Origin of the sequence: Thalassospira sp. CH_XMU1420-2, assembly GCF_037029325.1 — a bacterium.
GTDB lineage: Bacteria > Pseudomonadota > Alphaproteobacteria > Rhodospirillales > Thalassospiraceae > Thalassospira > Thalassospira povalilytica.
This window is the reverse complement of the sequence record NZ_JAYMEG010000004.1, coordinates 110,101-130,416: the sequence shown is the minus strand read 5'-3', so window position 1 is coordinate 130,416 and position 20,316 is coordinate 110,101. Positions and strand designations below refer to the sequence as shown.

Genomic DNA, 20,316 nt, shown 5'->3' with positions numbered 1-20,316 from the left:
CCACGGCCGTCCCGTTCGGCGCTTCATGCACCGGCACCGGGCTACGACAAAAACAACATAAGCCCAAAACTCTTATAAATCGGGAGGAACATATGTTTCAGAGACTGGCAAATACACTGGCCCTGACCACTTTGGGCACTTTGATTGCAACAACCGCGATTGCACAGAACAAGACCGACATTGCCTGGGGCGGGTCAAACCCCGGTGGTGTGATGTATTACATGGTCGGTGTTGCGGGCACCGAACTTGGCAAGGATTTGCCCGATGTCAACATTACCCAGGTCACGACCGGCGGTTCGACGGAAAATGCCAAACGCCTGATCAAGGGCGAGCTTGATATGGGGATCGTTTACGGATCGCATGTCTATATGTCGCTTCAGCAAACCGGCCCGTTCGCCAATGACGACAAAGGCACGATGCTGCGCGGTGTTGCGATGGCCTATGAAGGGCCGACCTATTTCGTGACCCTTGAAGGCAACGGCATCAAATCGCTTTCCGATCTTGCCGACAAGAAGGTCGCACTGGGTCCCCCCGGTTCGGGCACGGTGTTTAACTGCTCGAACATTCTGGGATCACTTGGTCTGCTTGAAGAAATCGAACCCCAGATGATGACATTTGGCGACGCCGGCCGTGCGCTTGCCAATGGTCAGATCGACGCATTCTGCCAGTCATCGGCCCCGGCGGCAGCCGTGACCGAGCTTGCCGAAACCAATGATGTTATCGTCGTGCCCTATAGCGACGAGGAACTGGGCAAGATCAACACCAAATATCCGTTCTATCATACCGGCACCATGCCAGACACGACCTATAAGGGCGTTCCGGCAACCGATATGCCCTATACCACCGTGTATTGGGTGGCCCATGAACGGGTGAATGATGATGTCATGAAGCGCATGCTGGCTGCTGCCTATGCAAAACAGGATGCACTGGCCGCAGGTCACAAAGCCTGGGCGCAGATGAAACCCGACACCAAAAACTTCCTTGGACTTGGCGCACCGATGCATCCGGGTGCCGAGGCCTATTACCGCGAAACCGGCCAATGGGCTGAATAACCTGTTGGCGTGAAATCTGCCCGGTATTGTGCCGGGCAGATCTGTTTTGTCTTGAAGTGGATTGCGGGACCAAATGACAGATACATCCTGGCTTATGCGGGTCGAGGGGGCGAAACGCACCCTGAACGGTTCTCAGGCGCTGGTTTTCAACCTTGTTGCGGCTGGCTTTGCCGGCTTTTATCTTTACACATCCGGATTTGGTCTTGTTTCGACCCAAAGCAACCGGGGCATCTATCTGATGCTGACCTCGGTTCTGGTTTTCATGCTGTTTCCGGCCACACACAAATCCCCGACCGACCGGTTCAGTCTTTTTGATATCGGGTTTGTGGTTCTGACGGTTGCGGTATTCGGTTACTGGATTGACCAGTATGTCAGTTACGCAATGTTCCGGGTTTCATCGCCCAACCAGACCGATCTGATCATGGGGTCGCTTGCGATCGTGATCCTGCTTGAAACCAGCCGCCGTGCCCTTGGCCCGGTGATTTCGCTGATTGCCATCGCCTTCTTGCTTCAGCTTTTTTACGGGCAGTATCTTCCGGGGCGTCTGTCGCATCCGGGCATGTCGATCGAGCGCATTCTTGAATTCACCTATTCAACACAGGAAGCGATTTTCGGGGTGGTGACCGCGACCTTTGCGACCTTTGTGTTTCCCTTCATGATTTTTGGCGCCTTTCTGGAACGCAGTGGTGCGGGCAAGTTCTTTATGGATCTTGGCACCGCGGTTGCCGGGCGCTGGCGCGGGGGACCGGCCAAGATTGCCGTCATGACCTCGGCACTTTTCGGATCGATTTCGGGATCCTCGGTCGCCAATGTGGTGACGACCGGGTCCTTTACCATTCCGCTGATGAAACGCACCGGGTTCAAATCCCATGATGCCGGCGCGATCGAAGCCATTGCCTCGACCGGGGGCCAGTTCATGCCGCCGGTCATGGGGGCAGGTGTGTTTATCCTCGCGACCCTGACCGAGACCAGCTATCTGACCATTGCGCTGATGAATGTCATTCCGGCATTGGTGTTCTTTATCTTTTTGCTATCGATGGTCGATCTTGAAGCCGCACGGCTTGGACTTCGGGGCATTCCACGTGAAGAAACGCCGCGTGTGCGTGATGTCATGGCAAAGGGCTGGCATTTCTTTATGCCGCTTGTGATTGTCATCGGCCTTCTGTTTGCCGGATTTTCCGCAGAATTCTGCGCCTTCTGGGGAACGGTATCGGCCGCAGTCCTTTCATGGCGGAACCGCGAAACCCGCATGGGGCCCAAAGCGATCATCCACGGCCTTATTGGCGGGGCGCAAAGCAACAGCTCGGCCGGGGCAGCGATCGGGACGCTGGGCATCATCATTGGCGGGATCGTTCTTGCCGGCCTTGGTCTTAAATTCTCGTCAGTTCTCATCGATTTTTCGGGTGGGAACCTGTTTATCGCGGTCTGCCTGGTAACGCTGGTATCGATCATTATCGGTATGGGGTCTTCGACTACCGGGTCCTATATCATCCTGTCGGTTGTGGCTGCACCGGCCCTTATTCAGCTTGGTGTTCCGACGGTTGCCGCCCATCTGGCGGTGTTTTATGCGGCATGCCTGTCAAATATCACGCCCCCGGTTTGCGTTGCGGCCTTTGCCGGGGCGGCCATCGCCAAGGCCCCGCCCATGCGCACCGGGTTCTCGGCCCTTAAATACGGGGCAACCATCGTTATCATGCCGTTCAGCTTTGCCTATGTGCCCGAACTGCTTTTGATCGGGGACTGGCCGGACATTGTTTACAGCAGTCTGCTTTACATGACCGGGGCCATCATGATGGCCATCGCCATTCAGGGCATTGCACCGATTGGTCCGCGTCTTTCGATGCCCAACCGGATATTGTTCGGCGTTTCCGCAGCCCTTCTGGTCTTTCCGGCCAATCTGTGGATCGATGTTGCCGGCATCGCGCTGATGGGTTCGGCAATCCTGATGGCGTGGTTCATGGCCACGCGGCAAAATAACCGGGCGGTCCCGCACTAAGGCCGCCCCTATCAGAACGGTGATCACATCCGGATGCTGATGGCATCCCCTTCGCGCCCAACCACGTTGATCACCATCCTGATCCACAAAACCCGTTGCCAAAGGCAGCGGGTTTTGGTGTTTGTGGACCAGCTTGTTGCACTAACATGCAAAATCGAACAATCCGTATGGGCCATTGAACCCATCACCATGATCAAACAGGGATAGAAACATGAGTAAGGTCTGGACCGTCTATTTGTCGGGTGAAATTCATAGCGACTGGCGCGAACGCATCGCCGCCGGGGTCAAGGAAGCGGGCCTTCCGGTTGAACTGGTGGCCCCGATCACCATGCATGAAGATTCCGATGATTGCGGTGTCGCCATTTTCGGAGCCGAGGAAAACAAGTTCTGGCATGACCGCAAGGGCGCACAACTTAACGCCATGCGGACCAAAACCCTGCTGTCAGGGGCCGATCTTGCGGTTATCCGCTTTGGCGAGAAATACAAGCAGTGGAACGCCGCCTTTGATGCCGGCTATGCCGCCGCACTCGGCATTCCCTATATCACCCTGCATCCCGCCGAACATGACCACGCATTGAAAGAAGTTGACGGTGCCGCCAACGGCGTTGCCCGCGAACCCGAACAGGTGGTTGCCGCACTGGCCTATATCATCCGTGGTGACATGCCGAAGGGCTAGAACCGACGAAAACGAGAACCGGTGACAACAGGACCGGGTCAGTTTTTGCACAGCGATCTTAATGCAAAGTCTGACCCGATGCCTGATCCGGGTCGCCCGGTGCTACCAGATTGCTGGTGACAAAAGCGAAATCGCTGATGGCACGGGCCACCATGATGCGGCCTTCGACCGGGGTTCCTTTTTCCTGTCGAAGGGTGCCCAGCGCGTCGGAGACGATTTCAAAGCCGCATTCTTCCATCCATTCGGCAATTGCGCGCTGATGGTGGCGGAAACGTTGGCCCGGGCCGAGATCGAACGGGAAGGCATTGCCATGTTCGAGGGTCAGGACCATCAATCCGCCCGGCTTCATCCGGGCGTGGGCCGCGCGCAGCGCCGGGGCAAGATCGCCAAGATAATTCAGAACATCCGCGGCAACCACAAGCCCGTAGCCGGATCCCAGATCGTCAGGCATATCGGTGATATCGCCCGCCACCAGCGTGCGATAGATGCCCTTGGCCCGGGCGCGGTTGATCATGCGCGGCGACAGATCGATCCCGTCAATCGCGTCATATTGACCGGCAAAAACTTCACCGACCAGACCGGTGCCACATCCAAGATCAAGAATTTCAAGCGGACGATCCAGGCTTGGCAGAAACGGTCGAACGGCCTCCGACAGAAGTTCCGGCCCGCGATAGGCCAGCCGATCGCGCAGGCTGATTTCAAAACGCGGCGCATAATCATCAAAGAGCGCGCGCACATAATCTGGCGGCAACCGGTCGCGCATTGCAGCTGCCCCAAGCAGCGTCAGGCGCACTTCGGCCCCCATACGGTCGGACGGATCAAGAACCAGATATTGACGAAATGCTTCGACGGCATTGTCGTTTTCACCGGCCCGTTCATAGATATCGCCCAGGGTAAAATGGGCCTCGTCCCATTCGGGATCGGCAGAAAGGGCCGCACGCGCAACATCAATTGCCGCGACATAATCACCCTGCGCTACCAGCGCCAGCGCAACATCAAGTCGCCGACTGGCCGACAGACGATCCTTGCTCATTTAAGTTTTGAATATCCGAAAAACGGGTTGGCAGGAACAGCCGGAACCACAACCAAAGATGCTGCTATATCTTCCGGAATCGCGATTTTGGCAAGACAGATAAATTTGTGTGTTTTCAATGCATTAATCGGAATCGCCATTTTTGTATCAGGACAAATGATCCGTTCCGCCTGTCGGGCAGCGAATCCGTGCTGTGGACTGGCCCGAATTTGACCGCTGATCGGGCCATCATCAGTCCCGGCAAGATGGGGCAAAGAGACACCGGCTCGTAAAACAGCCCACCTGTTTGAAATCTTGGAGCGATGGCCAAAGAACGCGCACTGGCGTGGGGGCGGATCGGTAAAATCCTATTTTACAGCGAATAAATGTCGATTTTGATTGATAAAATCAATTTATTATCATATTTGAATGTAAAGTCTTTTTATAACGGGAAGTCTGATGGAAAACTTTACCCCTGTCTCGGCCCTTCTGGGTGGCGGACTTATCGGTTTGGCATCGGGGCTGTATCTTTTGCTGAATGGCCGGATCGCCGGGATCAGCGGCATTGTCGGTGGTCTTTTGTCATCGTCAAAGGGCAGCACATCGGCATTTGAACGTCTGGCCTTTGTCATTGGCCTGATTGCCGGGCCGCTTGTTCTGATGACCGGTACGTCGATCGAAGCACAAAGCGTTGTCACAAGCCCACTTCCGGTGATTGTGATTGCCGGTCTTCTGGTGGGTGTCGGCACCACCATCGGCAGCGGCTGCACCAGTGGCCACGGCATTTGCGGACTGTCACGGTTTTCGTTGCGGTCGCTGGTGGCGACCCTGTCCTTTATGGCGGCCGGGTTTGTGACGGTGCTGGTCACCCGCCATCTGATCGGGGGTGCATGATGCGCATTATCGTATCGCTGATCTGTGGCACGCTGTTTGGGGCCGGGCTTTATATTTCGGGTATGATCGACCCGCAAAAGGTGCTTGGTTTCCTTGATATCTGGGCGATTGCCGATGGTGGCTGGGACCCGAGCCTTGCCTTTGTCATGGGTGGTGGCCTTGTGGTTGCCGTGCCGATTTTCCAGTTTGCCAAATCGCGGTCAGATGCGGTTTGTGGCGGCGGAATGGATCTTCCAAGCAACAAGAATGTCACGACCAAACTGATTGTCGGCGGGCTTATGTTCGGAACCGGCTGGGGTCTGGTGGGTTATTGCCCCGGTCCCGCCCTTAGCGCGCTGGCCTTTGGACAGATGGACACCATCATCTTTGTCGCCACCATGCTTGCCGGCATGGCCGGTGCCCGGGCATTGCGCCTGAACAGCTGATGCTTGATGGATAAATCCCCGTGTTAGCTCCCCGGGGATGATCTGCTGATGACGCGGCCCTCCCGCAGCGGCGTGATCGCAGACCGTGCAACCGCCCGTGCAATTTGCCGGGCGGTTTCGCATTTCCGGCGAAAATTCACCTAAATTCTCGCAGCACCGGACTTGTTTTTGGCGCTAAAATCCCATAACTGACCCTAGAGCCTGCTCTGTTTAGCCTGAGGCGATTTTGTTCGTGTTTGGCGATGTTTGGCAAAGTGGTTCAAGCTAAGCAGAACAGACCCCGGCGCCACTTTGAAGTCTATGTAAGGTTTCCACATGAAGATCGGCATTCTTGAACCCGGGTTCGCCCCGGAAGAACTTCGCGACGAGTTTAAAAGCTATCCCAAGATGTTGGAAAAACTCCTTGGCGATGTTGACCCCGGCCTTGAGTTTGAAACCTGGACCGTTCTTGAAGACGAATTCCCCGATTCCATTGCCGATGCAGATGGCTGGGTCGTCATGGGATCCAAACACGGGGTTTACGAAAACGCGCCCTGGATGATCCGCCTGCAGGACTTCCTGCGCGAAGCCGTGGGTGCCGGTCAGCCGGTATTTGGCATCTGTTTCGGGCACCAGATCCTGGCGATCGCGCTTGGCGGCAAGGTTGTCAAATCCGACAAGGGTTGGGGCGTTGGCGTCCATGCATACGACGTCGATGCCAGCAATGCAGACTGGCTGGCTGACAGCCCGTCCACCATTCGCATCAATGCGTTTCATCAGGACCAGGTGGTCGAAATTCCCGAAGGCGCAACCGTCTGGGCAAGTTCGGATTTCTGCCCCTATGCCGGTTTGCAATATGGCGCCAATGCCGCATCGATCCAGCCCCATCCGGAATTCATGCGCCCCTACGAGCAGGCCTTGCTGGAATCACGCCATGACCTGATTCCCGAAGATGTGCACAAGGCAGCAATGAAATCGCTTGAAACCCCGATCAGCAGTCCTGATTTCGCAAAATCGATTGTGAAATTCATGACCCGCCAGCGGGTGCGCAACGCCGCCTGACATCCCAACCGGTCAGACAACTGAACTTCAGTCACGGGTCGCTGTTTGATACAGCGGCCCGTTTTGTTTGGGCGGTTTTGCCGGGCCTTTGGCGTGGACAGGACGTGTCACTATTTCAGGCGGGATTACAGACATAACTTGTTTATGATTGGACTTCATACTGTCAGGGTTGTTTGGTTAAAGCCGTAAACCAAAAGACCGACACAGCATTTGCAACCAGAGTTTGGGCAACCGGCGGGACACAATGATCCAGAATTTGCGATTATATTCAGGGCTGACAATGTTCGCCTATGTCCTGACCCATCTGCTTAATCATGCCGCGGGGATTGTATCGCCCGAATTCATGGAAACGGTTGATGAATTCTCGACCGAGATCTGGCAATTCCCGCCACTTGAAATCCTGCTTTTGCTGTCGCTGATCACCCATTTCATCCTGGCGACCGGCCGCCTGACCAGCCGCCGGTCAATGCGGTTGCGCAAATCGGAATGGGCCCAGATGATCCTTGGTCTGTGTATTCCGTTTTTGCTGTTCCGTCACATTATTGCGACCCGGGTGATTGATCTGGGCTTTGATGTCGGATCACCCTATGAACGGGTGCTGCTTGATCTTGCTGTTTTCATTCCGTTTCAGGGCATCCTTCAGGCGATTACGGTCATTGTGGTCTGGACCCATGGCTGTATCGGTATTCATTTCTGGCTTCGGGTCAAACCGTTCTATCCGAAATGGCGCAACGCACTTGGCACACTTGCCATTCTGATCCCCACACTTTCGCTTGCAGGTTATGGCGCGGCCAGTGCCGAAATCATCCGCCGGGTCGAAGAAGGCGGGCGCAAATATGTTTTTGGCGTACTCGAAGCCGCCGACGTCAATCAGGCGGCCATTACATTTTATGAAAATGCCCTGATACCCTGCACGATCCTGACCATCGCGCTGGCACTGGCACCATTCGGGGTGCGCCAGATCAGACAGACCATTGACCGGGTCAAGCGCGGACCGATGTTAAGCCTGCCCAACGGACGGTCAGTGCGCGTGCCACCGGGGGCGACCGCCCTTGAGGCCCTTCGCGATGCAGGCATCCCGATGGCATCGGTTTGTGGCGGGCATGGGCGATGCACCACATGTCGGCTGCATTGCGGTTCGGGACTGGATCAGCTGGCAGCACCCGGCCAGATCGAGGCCGCCGCCCTTAAAAGCATCCAGGCGCCACGCGGCATGCGGCTGGCCTGTCAGATCCGTCCGCAAAACGATCTTGCGGTTGCGCCATTGATGCCCCCCAATGCCACCGCACGCGACGGGCGACGCCCCGGCGGCCTTTCGGGCAGTGAAAGACAGGTTGTCTGTATCTTTATCGACCTGCGCGATTCGACCAAACTTGGCGAACGCAAGATGCCCTATGACGTGTTGTTCATCCTGAACCAGTTTTTTGCCGAAATGACCGAGGCCCTGCGCAGTACGGGCGGCTATTACGCACAATTTACCGGTGACGGATTGATGGCGCTTTATGGACATGAAAGCGAGGATACCGAACAAACCATCCTTCAGGCGTTTGAAGGTGCCGCCGAAATGCTGCGCCGGATCGAGGGGCTGAACATTCATCTGGCGTCGGAATTGCCCCATCAGTTGCGCATCGGGATCGGCATCCATATGGGCAAGGCAATTGTCGGGGAAATGGGCCCGCCCGGCCGCGAAAATATCAGCGCGATCGGGGACACCATCAATACCACCGCCCGGCTTGAAGCCCAGACCAAGGGGCACGGTGTACCGCTGGTGATTTCAAAGACCCTGTTTGATCATGGCCCGATTCCCTTGCCGGAAAATGCGGTTTTGCACGAAGTGGCATTGCGCGGGAAGGATCAGTCGGTGGCCTACTATGCGCTTGATGCAATGCCCGATCTTTCACAGGTCAGGCGGTGACTCCTTTCTTTCCTGCCAAAGCAGCCTGTGGGCTTCCTGTGTATAAGTTTTGGCGGGGTTGACAGGGGATGCAATGCAGCAGGCAAGTCTTGACTATCGCGCATAAAATCACATTTATTCGAATAGATGGATACGTTCGGTGCCGAACTCGTCGGGTCGAACAAAATGGATGCCCGAAACGCCAAAAGCGTGGGGTCTGAAGATTAATCACACTCGCTCTGACTGAGGAGGTGCTGCAAATGTCACGAATTTCTATGTTTAACAGCCCGTTGCTTCTGGGGTTTGATCAGATCGAACGCGTTCTTGATCAGGTGTCAAAAACCAAGGCAGAAGGCTATCCGCCCTATAACATCGAGCAGATCGGTGAAAACAAGCTGCGCATCACGGTCGCAGTCGCCGGATTTGCCGAAGAAGATTTGTCCGTAACCACAGAAGACAACCAGCTGATCATTCGCGGCAAACATTCCGAAGATGACAGCGAGCGTGTCTACATCCATCGTGGTATCGCGTCCCGACAGTTCCAGCGGTCCTTCGTTCTTGCCGAAGGAATCGAGGTTGTCGGAGCCCATCTGGATAACGGCCTGCTTCATGTTGATTTGAACAGACCCTTGCCAGAACCGGTCGTGCGCGAGATCGCAATCGGATCAAGCAAAAAGAAAGCTGTTCCATCGCGTACCATCGACATGAATGTCGAAGACGAAGACAGCACTGCCGACGATAATAACGGCAAGGCCTAACCAAGGAGTGGTTAACATGACAGACCGCACAGCAAACCACGATACCGAAATCAGCCAGCGCGACGCGCAGGATACCGGCCTGTTGTCGAATGTTGATTTTGCGATGCTTGGCATTCACGACTTTGCCTATGTCCGGCAGGTTCCCAATGCCGAAGAAGACAGTGACGAGCTGGTCTATGGCGTCTTTACTGCCGATGGTACCCATATCGCATCATTTGAAAGCCACGCAGTGGCCAATGCGGCCATTCGCCAGCACGATATGGAACCGCGCGCGGTTCATTAAGCCCGGACCATCAGGACCGGCTACGCATATATTCCCATTTTCCGATTTGATCGGCGCCCGGACCCCCGGGTGCCGATCGTTTTGTTTGGGCCAACGCCCAAAGAGAAGGCGGGATTTACGCGGTGCAGGGCATCGTTCAAGCGGTGTAACGCTGCAAAATATCGCCAAACCGAACCCTGCTGGCTGGGAGATTCTTTTGCCGCGCGGCGTCAAGGATCTTGACCGTAGCACCGCATCGCACGGCGATCCTTTCCTTGCAGAACAGAAGAATGCGCCCAGCAAACCCGTTTCAATCTAGACGAAAACGGCTCTAGCGGATTTCAATGACTTCGCCCGGCACAGCCATCCTGACCTGTTCATTGCCCTGAATGATCTTGGCCATTTCTGCGCGGACATCGCGTTTGATGTGATAAAGCCAGAACCGCGCACCGGGCATGTCCGATGCCAGTTGCAGCACGGTTTCCAGATCACAATGCGCGGCATGTTGCGGATCATGGCGGGTCAGATAGGTTTCCTGAAACACAAGATCCGCACCGGTAAACAGGGCCGCGGTATCGGCGGTGACATTGCCATCCCCGGAATAGGCAAACCCCTTATTGGCGTAGCGCAGCAAAATGGCATGGTTCTGGACGCTGTGATCGGAACGGGCGAATTTGCAGTCAAACGGACCGATCATGTCGGTATCAAGAATCGAGTGCCAGATAATCGTAAAGGGCCAGGCCGATCCCAGTCCGGTAAATCCGAGCTCCATCAGTTTTTCAAGATGGGTGCGCAATTGCGGACTGCACAGGATATGCAGCGGTTTCGAACGACCGTCATCACGCCAGTTCAGCATGACCGGCACCAGTCCGAAAATGTGATCGGGATGCATATGGGTAAAATAGATGGCATCAATCGCATCAGGATCGGGAAACTTGCCCATCAGTTGCCCGGCAATCGTTGCGCCACAATCAATCAGCAAACGGAAATCGGCGGCGGTTACCACGACCGATGAATTTGCGAAGTTCGGGTCAAAGGCTTCGCCCACCCCCAAAACATCAATGCGCATGTAATCGCTTGTCATTGCCGTGACCGCCCCGCCTGTCTTTTCCACACAGCTTGCCAATTTCAGGCGGCTATTCTTGCGATTTTGCGCCCTGCAAAGCAAGTTGTTCCGGATTTAGCCCAATCGGCACTGGCAAATTGTCACAGAACTGCAAAGGCAGGGCACATTGGCCCTGCCTTTGATAAGATTTTGATATCAAATCGTATTTCAGTTATCGCGCCAGAACTTCGGCTGCTTCGCGGGTTTTGTATACCGAAGAAGCCACTTCGTCGCTGGTGGCACGGATCACTTCGAGATCACGGCTGAGACCTTCGACCGTGTGGGCCATATCACGCATATTGACGCTGACATTATCGGTAACGGCGGTCTGTTCGGCCACCGCTGAAGAAATGTTTGTCACATCGTTGCGCACGGTTTCGACCGATCCGCGAATGACTTCAAGCGCGTGGGCAACCTCGGCGGAAATTGACTGGATGCCGGTAATTTCCTGGGAGATATCCTCGGTCGCGCGCGCGGCCTGATTGGCAAGGTTTTTGACCTCGTTGGCGACCACGGCAAAGCCTTTGCCCGCTTCGCCGGCACGCGCACTTTCGATGGTGGCGTTCAATGCCAGCAGGTTGATCTGTCCGGCAATATTGCGAATGACTTCGACGATGCTGCCCATTTCATCGACCACACCTGTCATGCGCTGAGTCATTTCATTGGCGGTTTCGGTCTGATCAAAGGCGCGTTCGGTTTCCGACTGCGATTGCGACATGCTGCGCGAAATTTCGGAAATCGATGCTGCCATCTGTTCGGCGCTGGCGGCGACCGTTTTGGTGAGTTCCAGGGTGTTGGCAGAAACATCAACACCGTTTGCCGTGCGCTGATTAAGGTTGGCGATGTTGGTTTCAATCTCGGCAAAGTTGCCATCGATCATCTGTTTGAGGTTAAGCAGAAGTTTGGTCTGTTCGGTGATGTCGGTGGCGAACTTGATCACCTTGATCGGTTTTCCGACCGCGTCCAGAACCGGGTTGTAGCTTGCCTCGATCCAGATTTCACGACCGCCCTTGCCGACGCGCTTGAACTGGCCGGCCTGGAATTTGCCCTGATTAAGGTTCTGCCAGAAGGCCTTGTATTCGGAAGACTTCCCATAGTCGCCCTCGACAAACATCGAGTGATGCTTGCCGCGGATTTCATCCATGCTGTAGCCCATCACCGTCAGGAAGTTTTCATTGGCCTTGAGAATATGCCCCTGAAGGTCAAACTCGATCACGGCCTGGGATGCGCTGATGGCTTCGAACACGCTTTGCAAAAGGGCACGTTCGTTACGGCGTTCGGTAATGTCGCTGGCAAATTTGACGATCTTGAGGACCTTGCCCTTATCGTCAAAGATCGGGTTATAGGTCGATTCAAGCCACAGAAGCTGACCGTCCTTGCGTTTGCGCGGGAAGGCGCCGCTGGCAAATTCGCCCGCGCCAAGTTTTTTCCAGAACCCCTGATATTCGGCAGAGCGCACGATTTCTTCGGGCACGAACATGGAGTGATGCTGACCAACGATTTCTTCGAGCGAGTAGCCCATCACATTCTGGAAATTGTCGTTGGCCCACAGGATGTTTCCCTTTGCATCGAATTCAATGCGCGCCATCGAGCGACTCAGTGCTGCCGAGACCTGTTCCTCGGCCAATGCATGCTTGTTGTCACCTTTGAAGATACCGAAACCCACTTTACACGTCCTTCCGCTCTGCCCAGGCGCATGTCCTGAGCCCCTCTTGCCCGTCCGTTCAGACGGGCAATTCCATAGGCCACCACCTTCGTATAGTTTGCCTGCGCCCGAAGGGCGTTGAATGAGCTGTCGTAAACCCGGATTTCAATTGATAGAAATTAGCCCAAATCCGGGAAAATTTCCTGTCCCAGCACGCAAATGCATAACGACGGAGTTAGCCAGACTGTCACAAGTGCCACGAGAACAACTTGGATACCACACACATACGTATTTGATTATCTAAGATTTGTTGCACGTTTGTTGCGCGTTTGTATGCAGATAATGCCCCATATCGCTGTCAAAAACTCTCTGGCGTCTGATACGCACGGTTTTTACCATCAGATCAAAATGAACAACCATTCATTGCGGGAATAATTGATCAAGGAAATCATATATATACGACAGGATAGATCAACACAATTTTTTCGTAAAATGGTTTCCCGGCCGACCCGCAAGGCCCCGGATCAGGCAGGCCATTTCACGATATAGCGCGTCAGATCCGGATGGGCGTCATCTTCGGAAATCACCATTCCGCGTACCGACATGCCTGCCATAAATGTAGACTCCCGATTGCCGGTTACAAGAGGATGCCAGTCAGGCAATCCTTTTCCTTCTGACAACAGACGATAGGCACAGGTCGATGGCATCCAGTTCAGGGTATCGACATTTTCCCTGGAAAGCTGGACACAATCAGGGACATGCACGGTGCGGTTTGGGTAGTCCTTGCACTGGCAGGTTTCGCAATCGAGCAAACGACAGGCAACCGACGTGTAATAGACAAAATCGTCGTCTTCATCCTGCAACTTGTGCAAGCAGCATTTGCCACAGCCATCGCATAGGGCTTCCCATTCCTCGCGCGACATTTCGGCAAGTTTTTTGGTTTCCCAATAGGGCTGTGACGGAAATGTGCCGGAATCGTTGTCGGTCATGGGTTCTCTCATGCGGGCGGTCTTATCTATGCGTGTATGCGTGGGTATGTGCGGGACCATTGATAATACAGTTTATACAGCCCGCTGCATCCCGCGAACTCACGATATCGGCGCAAATATTCAACTCTTGGCGATCATATGGAAGAACGATCCGAATACCCGCCCGGAAACAAGACCGGCCGGACCAAGATCAGTCCCCAGCGCATTGGTCATACGGCAAAACGGAATCCCGTCTTCCGACAATGTCGTGGCATAGTGAAATTCATGACCGCGCACCGTCATTCCGGCCGGGCCGAACGGGGTCGGAATGCCGATCTTTGCTTCGCGATATCCAAGATGCAGACGTCGGGAAGCAAAGCTGGTTGCCAGTGGCAAAAGACCCAGCATTTCATGATGTGTGCCACCGGCATCAATCAGTTCGGTGCCAAGCGTCATATAGCCACCGCATTCGCCATAGATCACAACATCACGGGCCGCAGCATCGCGCATTGACGATTTGAACCGATCAGCCGCAGCAAGGGTTGCCGCATGCAGTTCCGGATAACCGCCGGGCAGATAAATCGCATCACATGCGGGGTCCGGGGCCTCGTTGGCAAGCGGGGAGAAAAAGCTGATTTCCGCCCCCGCTGCACGCCATCCATCCAGAATATGCGCATAGCAAAAGGCAAATGCCGCGTCACGGGCCACAGCAATTTTTTGGCCAAGCGGCGCGATCAGCGGTGGCGTCAGTGGCGGGGTCAGCGTTGGGGTCTGGACCGTAGTCTCGCCATGCTCACCACCATCCTGTTTCCCTGCGGCCAATGCAACAAGGGCATCAAGATCGATATCCTCGGCGATAATATCGGCAGCACGGTCAAGGAATGCGCCAAGTTCGGGATGTTCACCGGCCTGAACCAGTCCGAGATGGCGTTCGGGCAAGCTCAGATCATCGGATCTGCGCACCGCACCGATGATCGGAAGATCCGGCAGATATTTGGCACAGGCGTCCCTGATCATTTTGGCGTGGCGCGGACTGCCGACGCGATTAAGGATCACGGCGGCAACAGTGATATCCTTGCGGAAATTGGCAAATCCCGAAATCAGCGCCACCGCAGAGGCCGACTGCCCCTTTACATCAACCACCAGCACCACCGGCCAGCCGGTCTGGGCTGCAAGATCGGCGGTTGATCCATCGCCGTTGGCCGCCCCGTCAAACAGGCCCATGACTCCTTCACACATCAGAAATGATTTTCCTGCCGCATGCCCGGCGGCAAGGGAGGCGATCTGATCGGGGGTCATCGCCCAAGGGTCAAGATTGATACAGCGATCGCCACAAGCCGCCGCCTGAAAAGCCGGATCGATATAGTCCGGACCGGTTTTTGCCGCGGCAATAGATTGTCCCCGACGGGTCAGCGCGCGCAACATCGCCAGCGTCACAACCGTTTTGCCGCTGTTTGACGACGGGGCGGCAATCAGGATGCCTGGAACGGGGTCTTGCATTTGGTGGTTCTCCGGCACGGATCGGGGCCGGTCTGGGCCCCGTGATCATTGGGTAACAGGGTGGGGACAATAGTCCACCCCGCCCAGCAATCATAGCATTCCGGAAAGATCAGCCGTTCTTTTTAACCGCTTCGGTAATGCCCTTGGCCATGTCTTCGGGGGGTGTGCCGTAATTGAAGTGGCGAATGAACTGCCCGTTGCGGTCCATCAGATAGACAAAGGAAGAATGATCCATCAAATAGGCATCGGTATCTTGCGGCTCGCCTTCGGGGATGGCTTTGGCGTAATAGACCCGGAAGGTCTTGGCAGCCGCCGATGTCTGCGCCACGGTGCCGGTAAGCCCGACCATGCGTTCATGGAAATTGGGGACATAGGCCTTTATGGCCTCGACCGTGTCACGTTCGGGGTCAACGGTGAAGAAGACCGGTGTGACTTCGTTCGCAAGATCGTCCGGCATCAGATCAAGAGCATTGCCCATGACCTGCAATTCGGTCGGGCAGACATCCGGGCAATAGGTATAGCCGAAATAGATCAGCATATATTTCCCGGCGAAGTCTTTTTCCGTGACCGTCTTGCCGTCCTGATTGACAAGTTCGAACGACCCGCCGATCGATGCGGCACCCGATGACTGGGTTTCTGTACCCATCATCATCAGCCGATAGGTCAGCCCGATCCCCAGAACCAGTGCAATCGCCAGAATTGCCAGAAGCGTCTTTTTGCTCACGCGTCCTACCTCTTTTATCGTCGACCGATCCCGATTGGCCGATCTTTAAGCATTCCAAACTGTCCGGGCACTATAAATGCCCTGTTCAATCCTGCAAGGGCAGCGACTGTGGGAAAGCTCACACCCCGGTGCAAAACCATATAAAGCCGATGAATTTCGCCCCACCCACAGATGGCTGGAAATCGGGCATGCATGGTCAAACCACCGCCTGTGCCGCCAGGGCAAACAGGATCAATCCATTGACGATCATCAAGCCACGCCCGACCGGCACCATCAGGCTGCGAAAACGCCGCGCGGCATATTGCCCGACAAAGCCGGTCACAAACAGCATCGGCACCGTGCCCATCCCGAAGACCAGCATCACCACCGCCCCGTTCAATGCGACACCGGTGGCCGCAGCCAGAACAAGGGCACCATAAACCAGCCCGCAGGGAATGAAGCCCAGCATCACGCCAAGGGCATATCCGCGAAACCCGAAAGGTGCGGCAAAAAGCGGACGCAAACGGTCACCAAAAACCCGGTTCCACCATCGGCTGTCCCCCGTCGTCGGCAATAGCCCGCCCAGATGCGGTAAAAGGCCCATGATCCCGAAAATCAGGAAAAACACCCCTGCCAGCACCAGCAAGACCGGACCGATCCACCAGATGCGGGTCAATGCCGTGATGCCATCGGCGAAGAACCCGGCCAAGCCCCCCAACAGGCAATAGGTGGTCAATCGCCCGAACTGATAGGGCAGTAATGCCGCCCCGGTCAGACGATGGAATTCGGTCATCTTGTCGACCGGCAGCTGTTCCATCCGGCTGGTGACCTGTGAAATCACGAACGGCCCGCACATTCCGACACAATGGGTAACACTGCCCACCAAACCTGCGATCAGGGCAGACAAAATCACCCCGCCATCATCGCGCAGGATTTCAGCACATTGTGCCCAGCCGCTTTCAAGGATGCGGATCAATACCTGTTGTTCGTCCATGATCCATCCGGGTCAAATCGATTGGCGCGATTGTGACAAGCACGGGGCTTACGGACAACGATATATATCAATCCATTGGAACGGATTTAATCTGTGCCTTACCCCTGATCCTTAAGCGGATCGGACGGGGTCGAGATCAGTTCAAGCACCTGTTCAAACGGGACATTGCGCACCGATTTGACATCATCCTGGGGCGATAGCCAGTTCAGACGATCACGCAATCCGACCACCTTGCCAAGAATACAGACTGCCGGCGGTTCAACGCCGGCACGTTCGACATCGTCGGCGGCCTTTTCAAGGGTGGTGATCAAAATGCCCTGATCGGGTGTGGTTGCCTGATTGATCACAGCCAGCGGTTCATCCCCGGACCGGCCGTTGGTCATCAGTTCGGCAGAAATCCGGCGCAGATGTTTCATCGCCATATACATCACCAGCACCGGCGCACCCTTGGCCAGCGCCGCCCAATTGATATTGTCCGGCACATCGCCGCTTGATCCGTGGCCGGTGACAAAGGTGACCGACGAATTGCAGTCGCGATGGGTGGTCGGAATACCGGCATAGGCCGCCCCGGCGATCCCGGCAGTAATGCCGGGCACCACACGGAAAGGCACATTGTGATCCACAAGGGTCATGCCTTCTTCGCCGCCACGGCCAAACACGAACGGATCGCCACCCTTAAGACGCAGGACACGCAACCCCTGTTTGGCCAGTTCGACCAGTTGCAATGAAATATCGGTCTGTTTTGAGGACGGACGACCGCCGCGCTTGCCGGCATAGATGCGTTTGGCATCAGCCCGCAAAAGATTGAGAATCCGTTCATCAACCAGGGCATCATACACAACGACATCGGCCTGTTGCATGGCGTTAACCGCATGAAGCGTCAGCAAGCCCGGATCCCCCGGACCCGCACCAACCAGCCATACCCAACCCGGTTCAAATACCGGAAAATCAAGACCAAGAGCCGTCATTATATCATACTTCTGTGCATTGGAATCTGGCCCATCTGTGCAGGACCACTTTGAGAGAATATGTTAAACAGCAATCAAACGATACGTCCAACTTATTTCCGTAATTTTGTCGTATTAATTTTTAAACAACATTAATAATAATGTTTAATTGAATATCCCGTTGCGGCATTGCCCGCACCGATCCATACCGGGATCAGTAGTGAGATTGACAGGAAAAATCAACGTATGGCCAGAAAACCGGACGGACCGCTGCGCAAGGGATGGACAACGGGGGCCTGTGCCACCGCTGCGACCCGTGCTGCGTGGCAGGCTTTGCTGTCCGGGGATTTTCCCGATCCGGTGACCATTACCCTGCCGCGCGGGGAAACGCCGTCCTTTGCACTGGTCAAGGCCGAACGCGGAACGGGCTGGGCGCGGGCCAGCGTGATCAAGGATGCCGGGGACGATCCGGATGTGACCCATGGCGCGGAAATCATCGCAACCGTCCGCCATGGCACACCAGGAAGCGGCATTACATTTCACGCCGGGGACGGGGTTGGCACCGTTACCAAACCGGGTTTACCATTGCCGCCCGGCGAAGCTGCAATCAATCCCAAACCGCGCGAAATGATGATCGGTCAGATCACCGAACTGTGTGAAACGTTCGGGGCTGCCGGTGATGTTGAAATCGAAATTTCGATCCCGGGGGGCAAGGAAATTGCCACCAAAACCTGGAATGGCCGGTTGGGCATTGTCGGTGGTTTGTCGGTTCTTGGCACCACGGGGATCGTGATCCCGTTCAGTTGTTCGGCGTGGATTCATTCCATTCATCGTGGGATCGATGTGGCCCGTGCCACCGGGCGCATCCATGTTGCCGGGGCGACCGGCAAAACATCGGAAGCCGCCATTCGCACATTTTACGATCTTCCCGAAGAAGCCATTCTTGATATGGGCGACTTTGTCGGCGGGATGTTGAAATATCTGCGCAAGAACCCGGTCGCGTTCATCAGCATCGCCGGCGGCTTTGCCAAGCTGGTCAAACTGGCGCAAGGCCATCTTGACCTTCATAGCAGCCGGTCCCAGGTCGACTTTGCCAAGCTTGCAGGGACGGTCGGGCTTGCCGGGGGGGACGGTGACCTTCAGGAACAGGTGAAAACTGCCAATACGGCCAAACAGGTGCTGGAACTTTGTCAGGCGGCAAACGTTAATATTGCCAGGACCATTGCGCGTCTGGCCTGTGAGTCCGCGCGCGCCACCCTTGATGGCGCCGGCGCGGTCGAAATTGTCGTTACCGATCGCGACGGGATGATTATTGCCCGTCAGGGGATTGGTGACTTTGACCAGTTCAGGCCCAAAATAACCAACTGATCCATCCCGTGGACCGATCAAAAGAGAATAAGGTACTTGCCCATGTCGCTTTCCCGCCCTGCCAAACGCCCGAAACATATCCTTATTTTTGGGGGCACCGGGGACGCCAACCGCATTGCCGAAGACCTGATGCATGAATTCGGGCGTGACATCCGGTTGCAGCTTTCGCTGGCCGGACGCACCAGCGCGCCAAGCCTTCCGGACGGTGTACCGGTACGGATTGGCGGATTTGGCGGGCCCGAAGGCATCATTTCCTATATCAGAAGTGAACAGATCGATCTGGTGATCGATGCAACCCACCCCTATGCCATCGAAATTTCCGGCAATGTCGCCCAGGCCTGTCAGGCGGTTGCCATGCCCTGCATTCAATATTACCGGCCGGGTTGGAAAAAAACCGATCGCGACAACTGGATCGAGGTCCGCTCGATCGAGGAAGCGGCACGTATTCTTCCCCAACACGGGACACGCGCGCTGATTGCCTGTGGGGCCAAAAACCTGCATGCGTTCGAAGGACTTGAAAAAACGTGGCTTCTGGTGCGCACCGTTGATGCACCGCGCGATCCGTTCGATCTGGCCTATGGGGAATGGCTGTTCGCCCGTGGCCCGTTCAGTATTGAAAGTGAAACCGAACTTCTTGAACGTCACGATATTGATGTGATCGTTTGCAAAAACAGCGGCGGCGACGCGACCTTTGCCAAGATCGAGGCCGCCCGCAATCTCGGTTTACCGGTCATCATGATTGAACGACCGGGTGCCGAACCGGTAACGCAAGCAACAAGTCGCGAAATTATACTCGAGAGCGTCCAAAAGTTTCTCGATAAATAATAATTTCGCAATATTGCAACGCAAACACTGCTGGACCATTAGTGACTTTGATTCAATAATGCCCGAAAGACGGCAACAAGCCGTCAGGGGCCGAATTCCGACTTAAAACGGGTTCTGACCTCGTATAACCAGAACAATCCATAGAGTGGGAATATCATGACCGGCAAAGTTGGTTTGCGCGGTAGGTTAATGGCGGCGATTGTCCCCATTGCCTTACTTGCTGTTTGTGCCGCCGCACTGGCGGTTTTTTC

20 protein-coding genes are annotated in these 20,316 nt (G+C 55.4%); 11 read left to right on the top strand and 9 right to left on the bottom strand.

Annotated features, from left to right (window positions below):
* The first annotated feature begins 92 nt into the window (after positions 1–92).
* The 3 genes from WA429_RS14365 (at position 93) to WA429_RS14355 (ending at position 3,724) form a co-directional block, all read left to right on the top strand.
* Complete coding sequence (locus WA429_RS14365; RefSeq protein WP_101246833.1) at positions 93–1,052, top strand: TAXI family TRAP transporter solute-binding subunit; 960 nt, start codon at positions 93–95, stop codon at positions 1,050–1,052.
* A 73-nt stretch (positions 1,053–1,125) separates the two neighbouring features.
* The gene (locus WA429_RS14360) at positions 1,126–3,048 is read left to right on the top strand and encodes a TRAP transporter permease (protein WP_287464672.1); all 1,923 of its coding nucleotides are present in this window, start codon (positions 1,126–1,128) and stop codon (positions 3,046–3,048) included.
* Positions 3,049–3,259: 211 nt separating this feature from the next.
* Positions 3,260–3,724 (top strand): YtoQ family protein, encoded by a 465-nt coding sequence (locus WA429_RS14355; protein WP_206926380.1) that lies wholly within the window; start codon positions 3,260–3,262, stop codon positions 3,722–3,724.
* A 58-nt stretch (positions 3,725–3,782) separates the two neighbouring features.
* Here WA429_RS14355 and WA429_RS14350 read toward each other — a convergent pair whose 3' ends face one another.
* A complete protein-coding gene (locus WA429_RS14350) occupies positions 3,783–4,757 on the bottom strand; it encodes a class I SAM-dependent DNA methyltransferase (protein ID WP_206926381.1) in 975 nt (324 codons plus the stop codon).
* On the bottom strand, positions 4,754–5,011 hold the full coding sequence (locus WA429_RS14345) for a hypothetical protein (protein ID WP_287464671.1): 258 nt from the start codon (positions 5,009–5,011) through the stop codon (positions 4,754–4,756). The genes WA429_RS14350 and WA429_RS14345 overlap by 4 nt, the downstream gene beginning before the upstream one ends.
* 184 nt (positions 5,012–5,195) lie before the next feature.
* Here WA429_RS14345 and WA429_RS14340 point away from each other — a divergent pair, with 184 nt between their 5' ends.
* From WA429_RS14340 to WA429_RS14315, 6 genes are all read left to right on the top strand, one after another.
* Complete coding sequence (locus WA429_RS14340; protein WP_286889722.1) at positions 5,196–5,630, top strand: YeeE/YedE family protein; 435 nt, start codon at positions 5,196–5,198, stop codon at positions 5,628–5,630.
* A complete protein-coding gene (locus WA429_RS14335; RefSeq protein ID WP_101247042.1) occupies positions 5,630–6,055 on the top strand; it encodes a DUF6691 family protein in 426 nt (141 codons plus the stop codon). Before WA429_RS14340 ends, WA429_RS14335 begins: the two co-directional genes overlap by 1 nt.
* Positions 6,056–6,370: 315 nt before the next feature.
* On the top strand, positions 6,371–7,096 hold the full coding sequence (locus WA429_RS14330) for a glutamine amidotransferase-related protein (RefSeq protein ID WP_287464668.1): 726 nt from the start codon (positions 6,371–6,373) through the stop codon (positions 7,094–7,096).
* A 280-nt stretch (positions 7,097–7,376) separates the two neighbouring features.
* The gene (locus WA429_RS14325; RefSeq protein ID WP_228194977.1) at positions 7,377–9,011 is read left to right on the top strand and encodes an adenylate/guanylate cyclase domain-containing protein; all 1,635 of its coding nucleotides are present in this window, start codon (positions 7,377–7,379) and stop codon (positions 9,009–9,011) included.
* 239 nt (positions 9,012–9,250) lie between these two features.
* The gene (locus tag WA429_RS14320) at positions 9,251–9,748 is read left to right on the top strand and encodes an Hsp20 family protein (protein WP_101246825.1); all 498 of its coding nucleotides are present in this window, start codon (positions 9,251–9,253) and stop codon (positions 9,746–9,748) included.
* Between the two features lie 16 nt (positions 9,749–9,764).
* Entirely contained in the window at positions 9,765–10,031 is a 267-nt protein-coding gene (locus tag WA429_RS14315) for a DUF1150 family protein (RefSeq protein WP_101246824.1), read from the top strand.
* Positions 10,032–10,341: 310 nt separating this feature from the next.
* On the opposite strand, the gene WA429_RS14310 is transcribed toward WA429_RS14315, so the two are convergent.
* The 7 genes from WA429_RS14310 to cobA form a co-directional block, all read right to left on the bottom strand.
* Entirely contained in the window at positions 10,342–11,094 is a 753-nt protein-coding gene (locus WA429_RS14310) for an MBL fold metallo-hydrolase (RefSeq protein WP_287464667.1), read from the bottom strand.
* 193 nt (positions 11,095–11,287) lie between these two features.
* Positions 11,288–12,781, bottom strand: a complete 1,494-nt coding sequence (locus WA429_RS14305; RefSeq protein WP_101246823.1) for a methyl-accepting chemotaxis protein — start codon at positions 12,779–12,781, stop codon at positions 11,288–11,290.
* Positions 12,782–13,284: 503 nt separating this feature from the next.
* Complete coding sequence (locus WA429_RS14300; RefSeq protein WP_114112210.1) at positions 13,285–13,749, bottom strand: YcgN family cysteine cluster protein; 465 nt, start codon at positions 13,747–13,749, stop codon at positions 13,285–13,287.
* A gap of 120 nt (positions 13,750–13,869) precedes the next feature.
* On the bottom strand, positions 13,870–15,228 hold the full coding sequence (locus WA429_RS14295; protein ID WP_287464666.1) for a cobyrinate a,c-diamide synthase: 1,359 nt from the start codon (positions 15,226–15,228) through the stop codon (positions 13,870–13,872).
* 109 nt (positions 15,229–15,337) lie between these two features.
* Positions 15,338–15,952, bottom strand: coding sequence for an SCO family protein (locus tag WA429_RS14290; RefSeq protein WP_287464665.1), 615 nt, complete (start codon positions 15,950–15,952; stop codon positions 15,338–15,340).
* A gap of 196 nt (positions 15,953–16,148) precedes the next feature.
* Positions 16,149–16,925, bottom strand: coding sequence for a sulfite exporter TauE/SafE family protein (locus tag WA429_RS14285; protein ID WP_287464663.1), 777 nt, complete (start codon positions 16,923–16,925; stop codon positions 16,149–16,151).
* A gap of 98 nt (positions 16,926–17,023) precedes the next feature.
* Positions 17,024–17,893, bottom strand: coding sequence for a uroporphyrinogen-III C-methyltransferase (gene cobA, locus WA429_RS14280; RefSeq protein WP_101246818.1), 870 nt, complete (start codon positions 17,891–17,893; stop codon positions 17,024–17,026).
* A gap of 225 nt (positions 17,894–18,118) precedes the next feature.
* On the opposite strand from cobA, the gene WA429_RS14275 reads away from it, so the two are divergent.
* Both WA429_RS14275 and WA429_RS14270 read left to right on the top strand, forming a co-directional pair.
* Complete coding sequence (locus WA429_RS14275) at positions 18,119–19,240, top strand: cobalt-precorrin-5B (C(1))-methyltransferase (RefSeq protein WP_287464662.1); 1,122 nt, start codon at positions 18,119–18,121, stop codon at positions 19,238–19,240.
* Positions 19,241–19,282: 42 nt separating this feature from the next.
* Positions 19,283–20,065 carry a cobalt-precorrin-6A reductase gene (locus WA429_RS14270; RefSeq protein WP_114112204.1) on the top strand — a complete coding sequence of 261 codons (783 nt, stop codon included), beginning with the start codon at positions 19,283–19,285 and terminating at the stop codon, positions 20,063–20,065.
* Positions 20,066–20,316 lie beyond the last annotated feature (251 nt).

Excerpts from the sequence above, each read along its gene's own strand:
- WA429_RS14335 (WP_101247042.1), top strand. The coding sequence starts at position 5,630 with ATGCGCATTATCGTATCGCTGATCTGTGGCACGCTGTTTGGGGCCGGG.
- WA429_RS14315 (WP_101246824.1), top strand. The coding sequence starts at position 9,765 with ATGACAGACCGCACAGCAAACCACGATACCGAAATCAGCCAGCGCGAC.
- WA429_RS14360 (WP_287464672.1), top strand. The coding sequence starts at position 1,126 with ATGACAGATACATCCTGGCTTATGCGGGTCGAGGGGGCGAAACGCACC.
- WA429_RS14300 (WP_114112210.1), bottom strand. The coding sequence starts at position 13,749 with ATGACCGACAACGATTCCGGCACATTTCCGTCACAGCCCTATTGGGAA.
- WA429_RS14325 (WP_228194977.1), top strand. The coding sequence starts at position 7,377 with ATGTTCGCCTATGTCCTGACCCATCTGCTTAATCATGCCGCGGGGATT.
- WA429_RS14350 (WP_206926381.1), bottom strand. The coding sequence starts at position 4,757 with ATGAGCAAGGATCGTCTGTCGGCCAGTCGGCGACTTGATGTTGCGCTG.
- WA429_RS14270 (WP_114112204.1), top strand. The coding sequence starts at position 19,283 with ATGTCGCTTTCCCGCCCTGCCAAACGCCCGAAACATATCCTTATTTTT.
- WA429_RS14310 (WP_287464667.1), bottom strand. The coding sequence starts at position 11,094 with ATGACAAGCGATTACATGCGCATTGATGTTTTGGGGGTGGGCGAAGCC.
- WA429_RS14330 (WP_287464668.1), top strand. The coding sequence starts at position 6,371 with ATGAAGATCGGCATTCTTGAACCCGGGTTCGCCCCGGAAGAACTTCGC.
- WA429_RS14365 (WP_101246833.1), top strand. The coding sequence starts at position 93 with ATGTTTCAGAGACTGGCAAATACACTGGCCCTGACCACTTTGGGCACT.
- WA429_RS14275 (WP_287464662.1), top strand. The coding sequence starts at position 18,119 with ATGGCCAGAAAACCGGACGGACCGCTGCGCAAGGGATGGACAACGGGG.
- cobA (WP_101246818.1), bottom strand. The coding sequence starts at position 17,893 with ATGACGGCTCTTGGTCTTGATTTTCCGGTATTTGAACCGGGTTGGGTA.
- WA429_RS14340 (WP_286889722.1), top strand. The coding sequence starts at position 5,196 with ATGGAAAACTTTACCCCTGTCTCGGCCCTTCTGGGTGGCGGACTTATC.
- WA429_RS14285 (WP_287464663.1), bottom strand. The coding sequence starts at position 16,925 with ATGGACGAACAACAGGTATTGATCCGCATCCTTGAAAGCGGCTGGGCA.
- WA429_RS14355 (WP_206926380.1), top strand. The coding sequence starts at position 3,260 with ATGAGTAAGGTCTGGACCGTCTATTTGTCGGGTGAAATTCATAGCGAC.
- WA429_RS14320 (WP_101246825.1), top strand. The coding sequence starts at position 9,251 with ATGTCACGAATTTCTATGTTTAACAGCCCGTTGCTTCTGGGGTTTGAT.
- WA429_RS14295 (WP_287464666.1), bottom strand. The coding sequence starts at position 15,228 with ATGCAAGACCCCGTTCCAGGCATCCTGATTGCCGCCCCGTCGTCAAAC.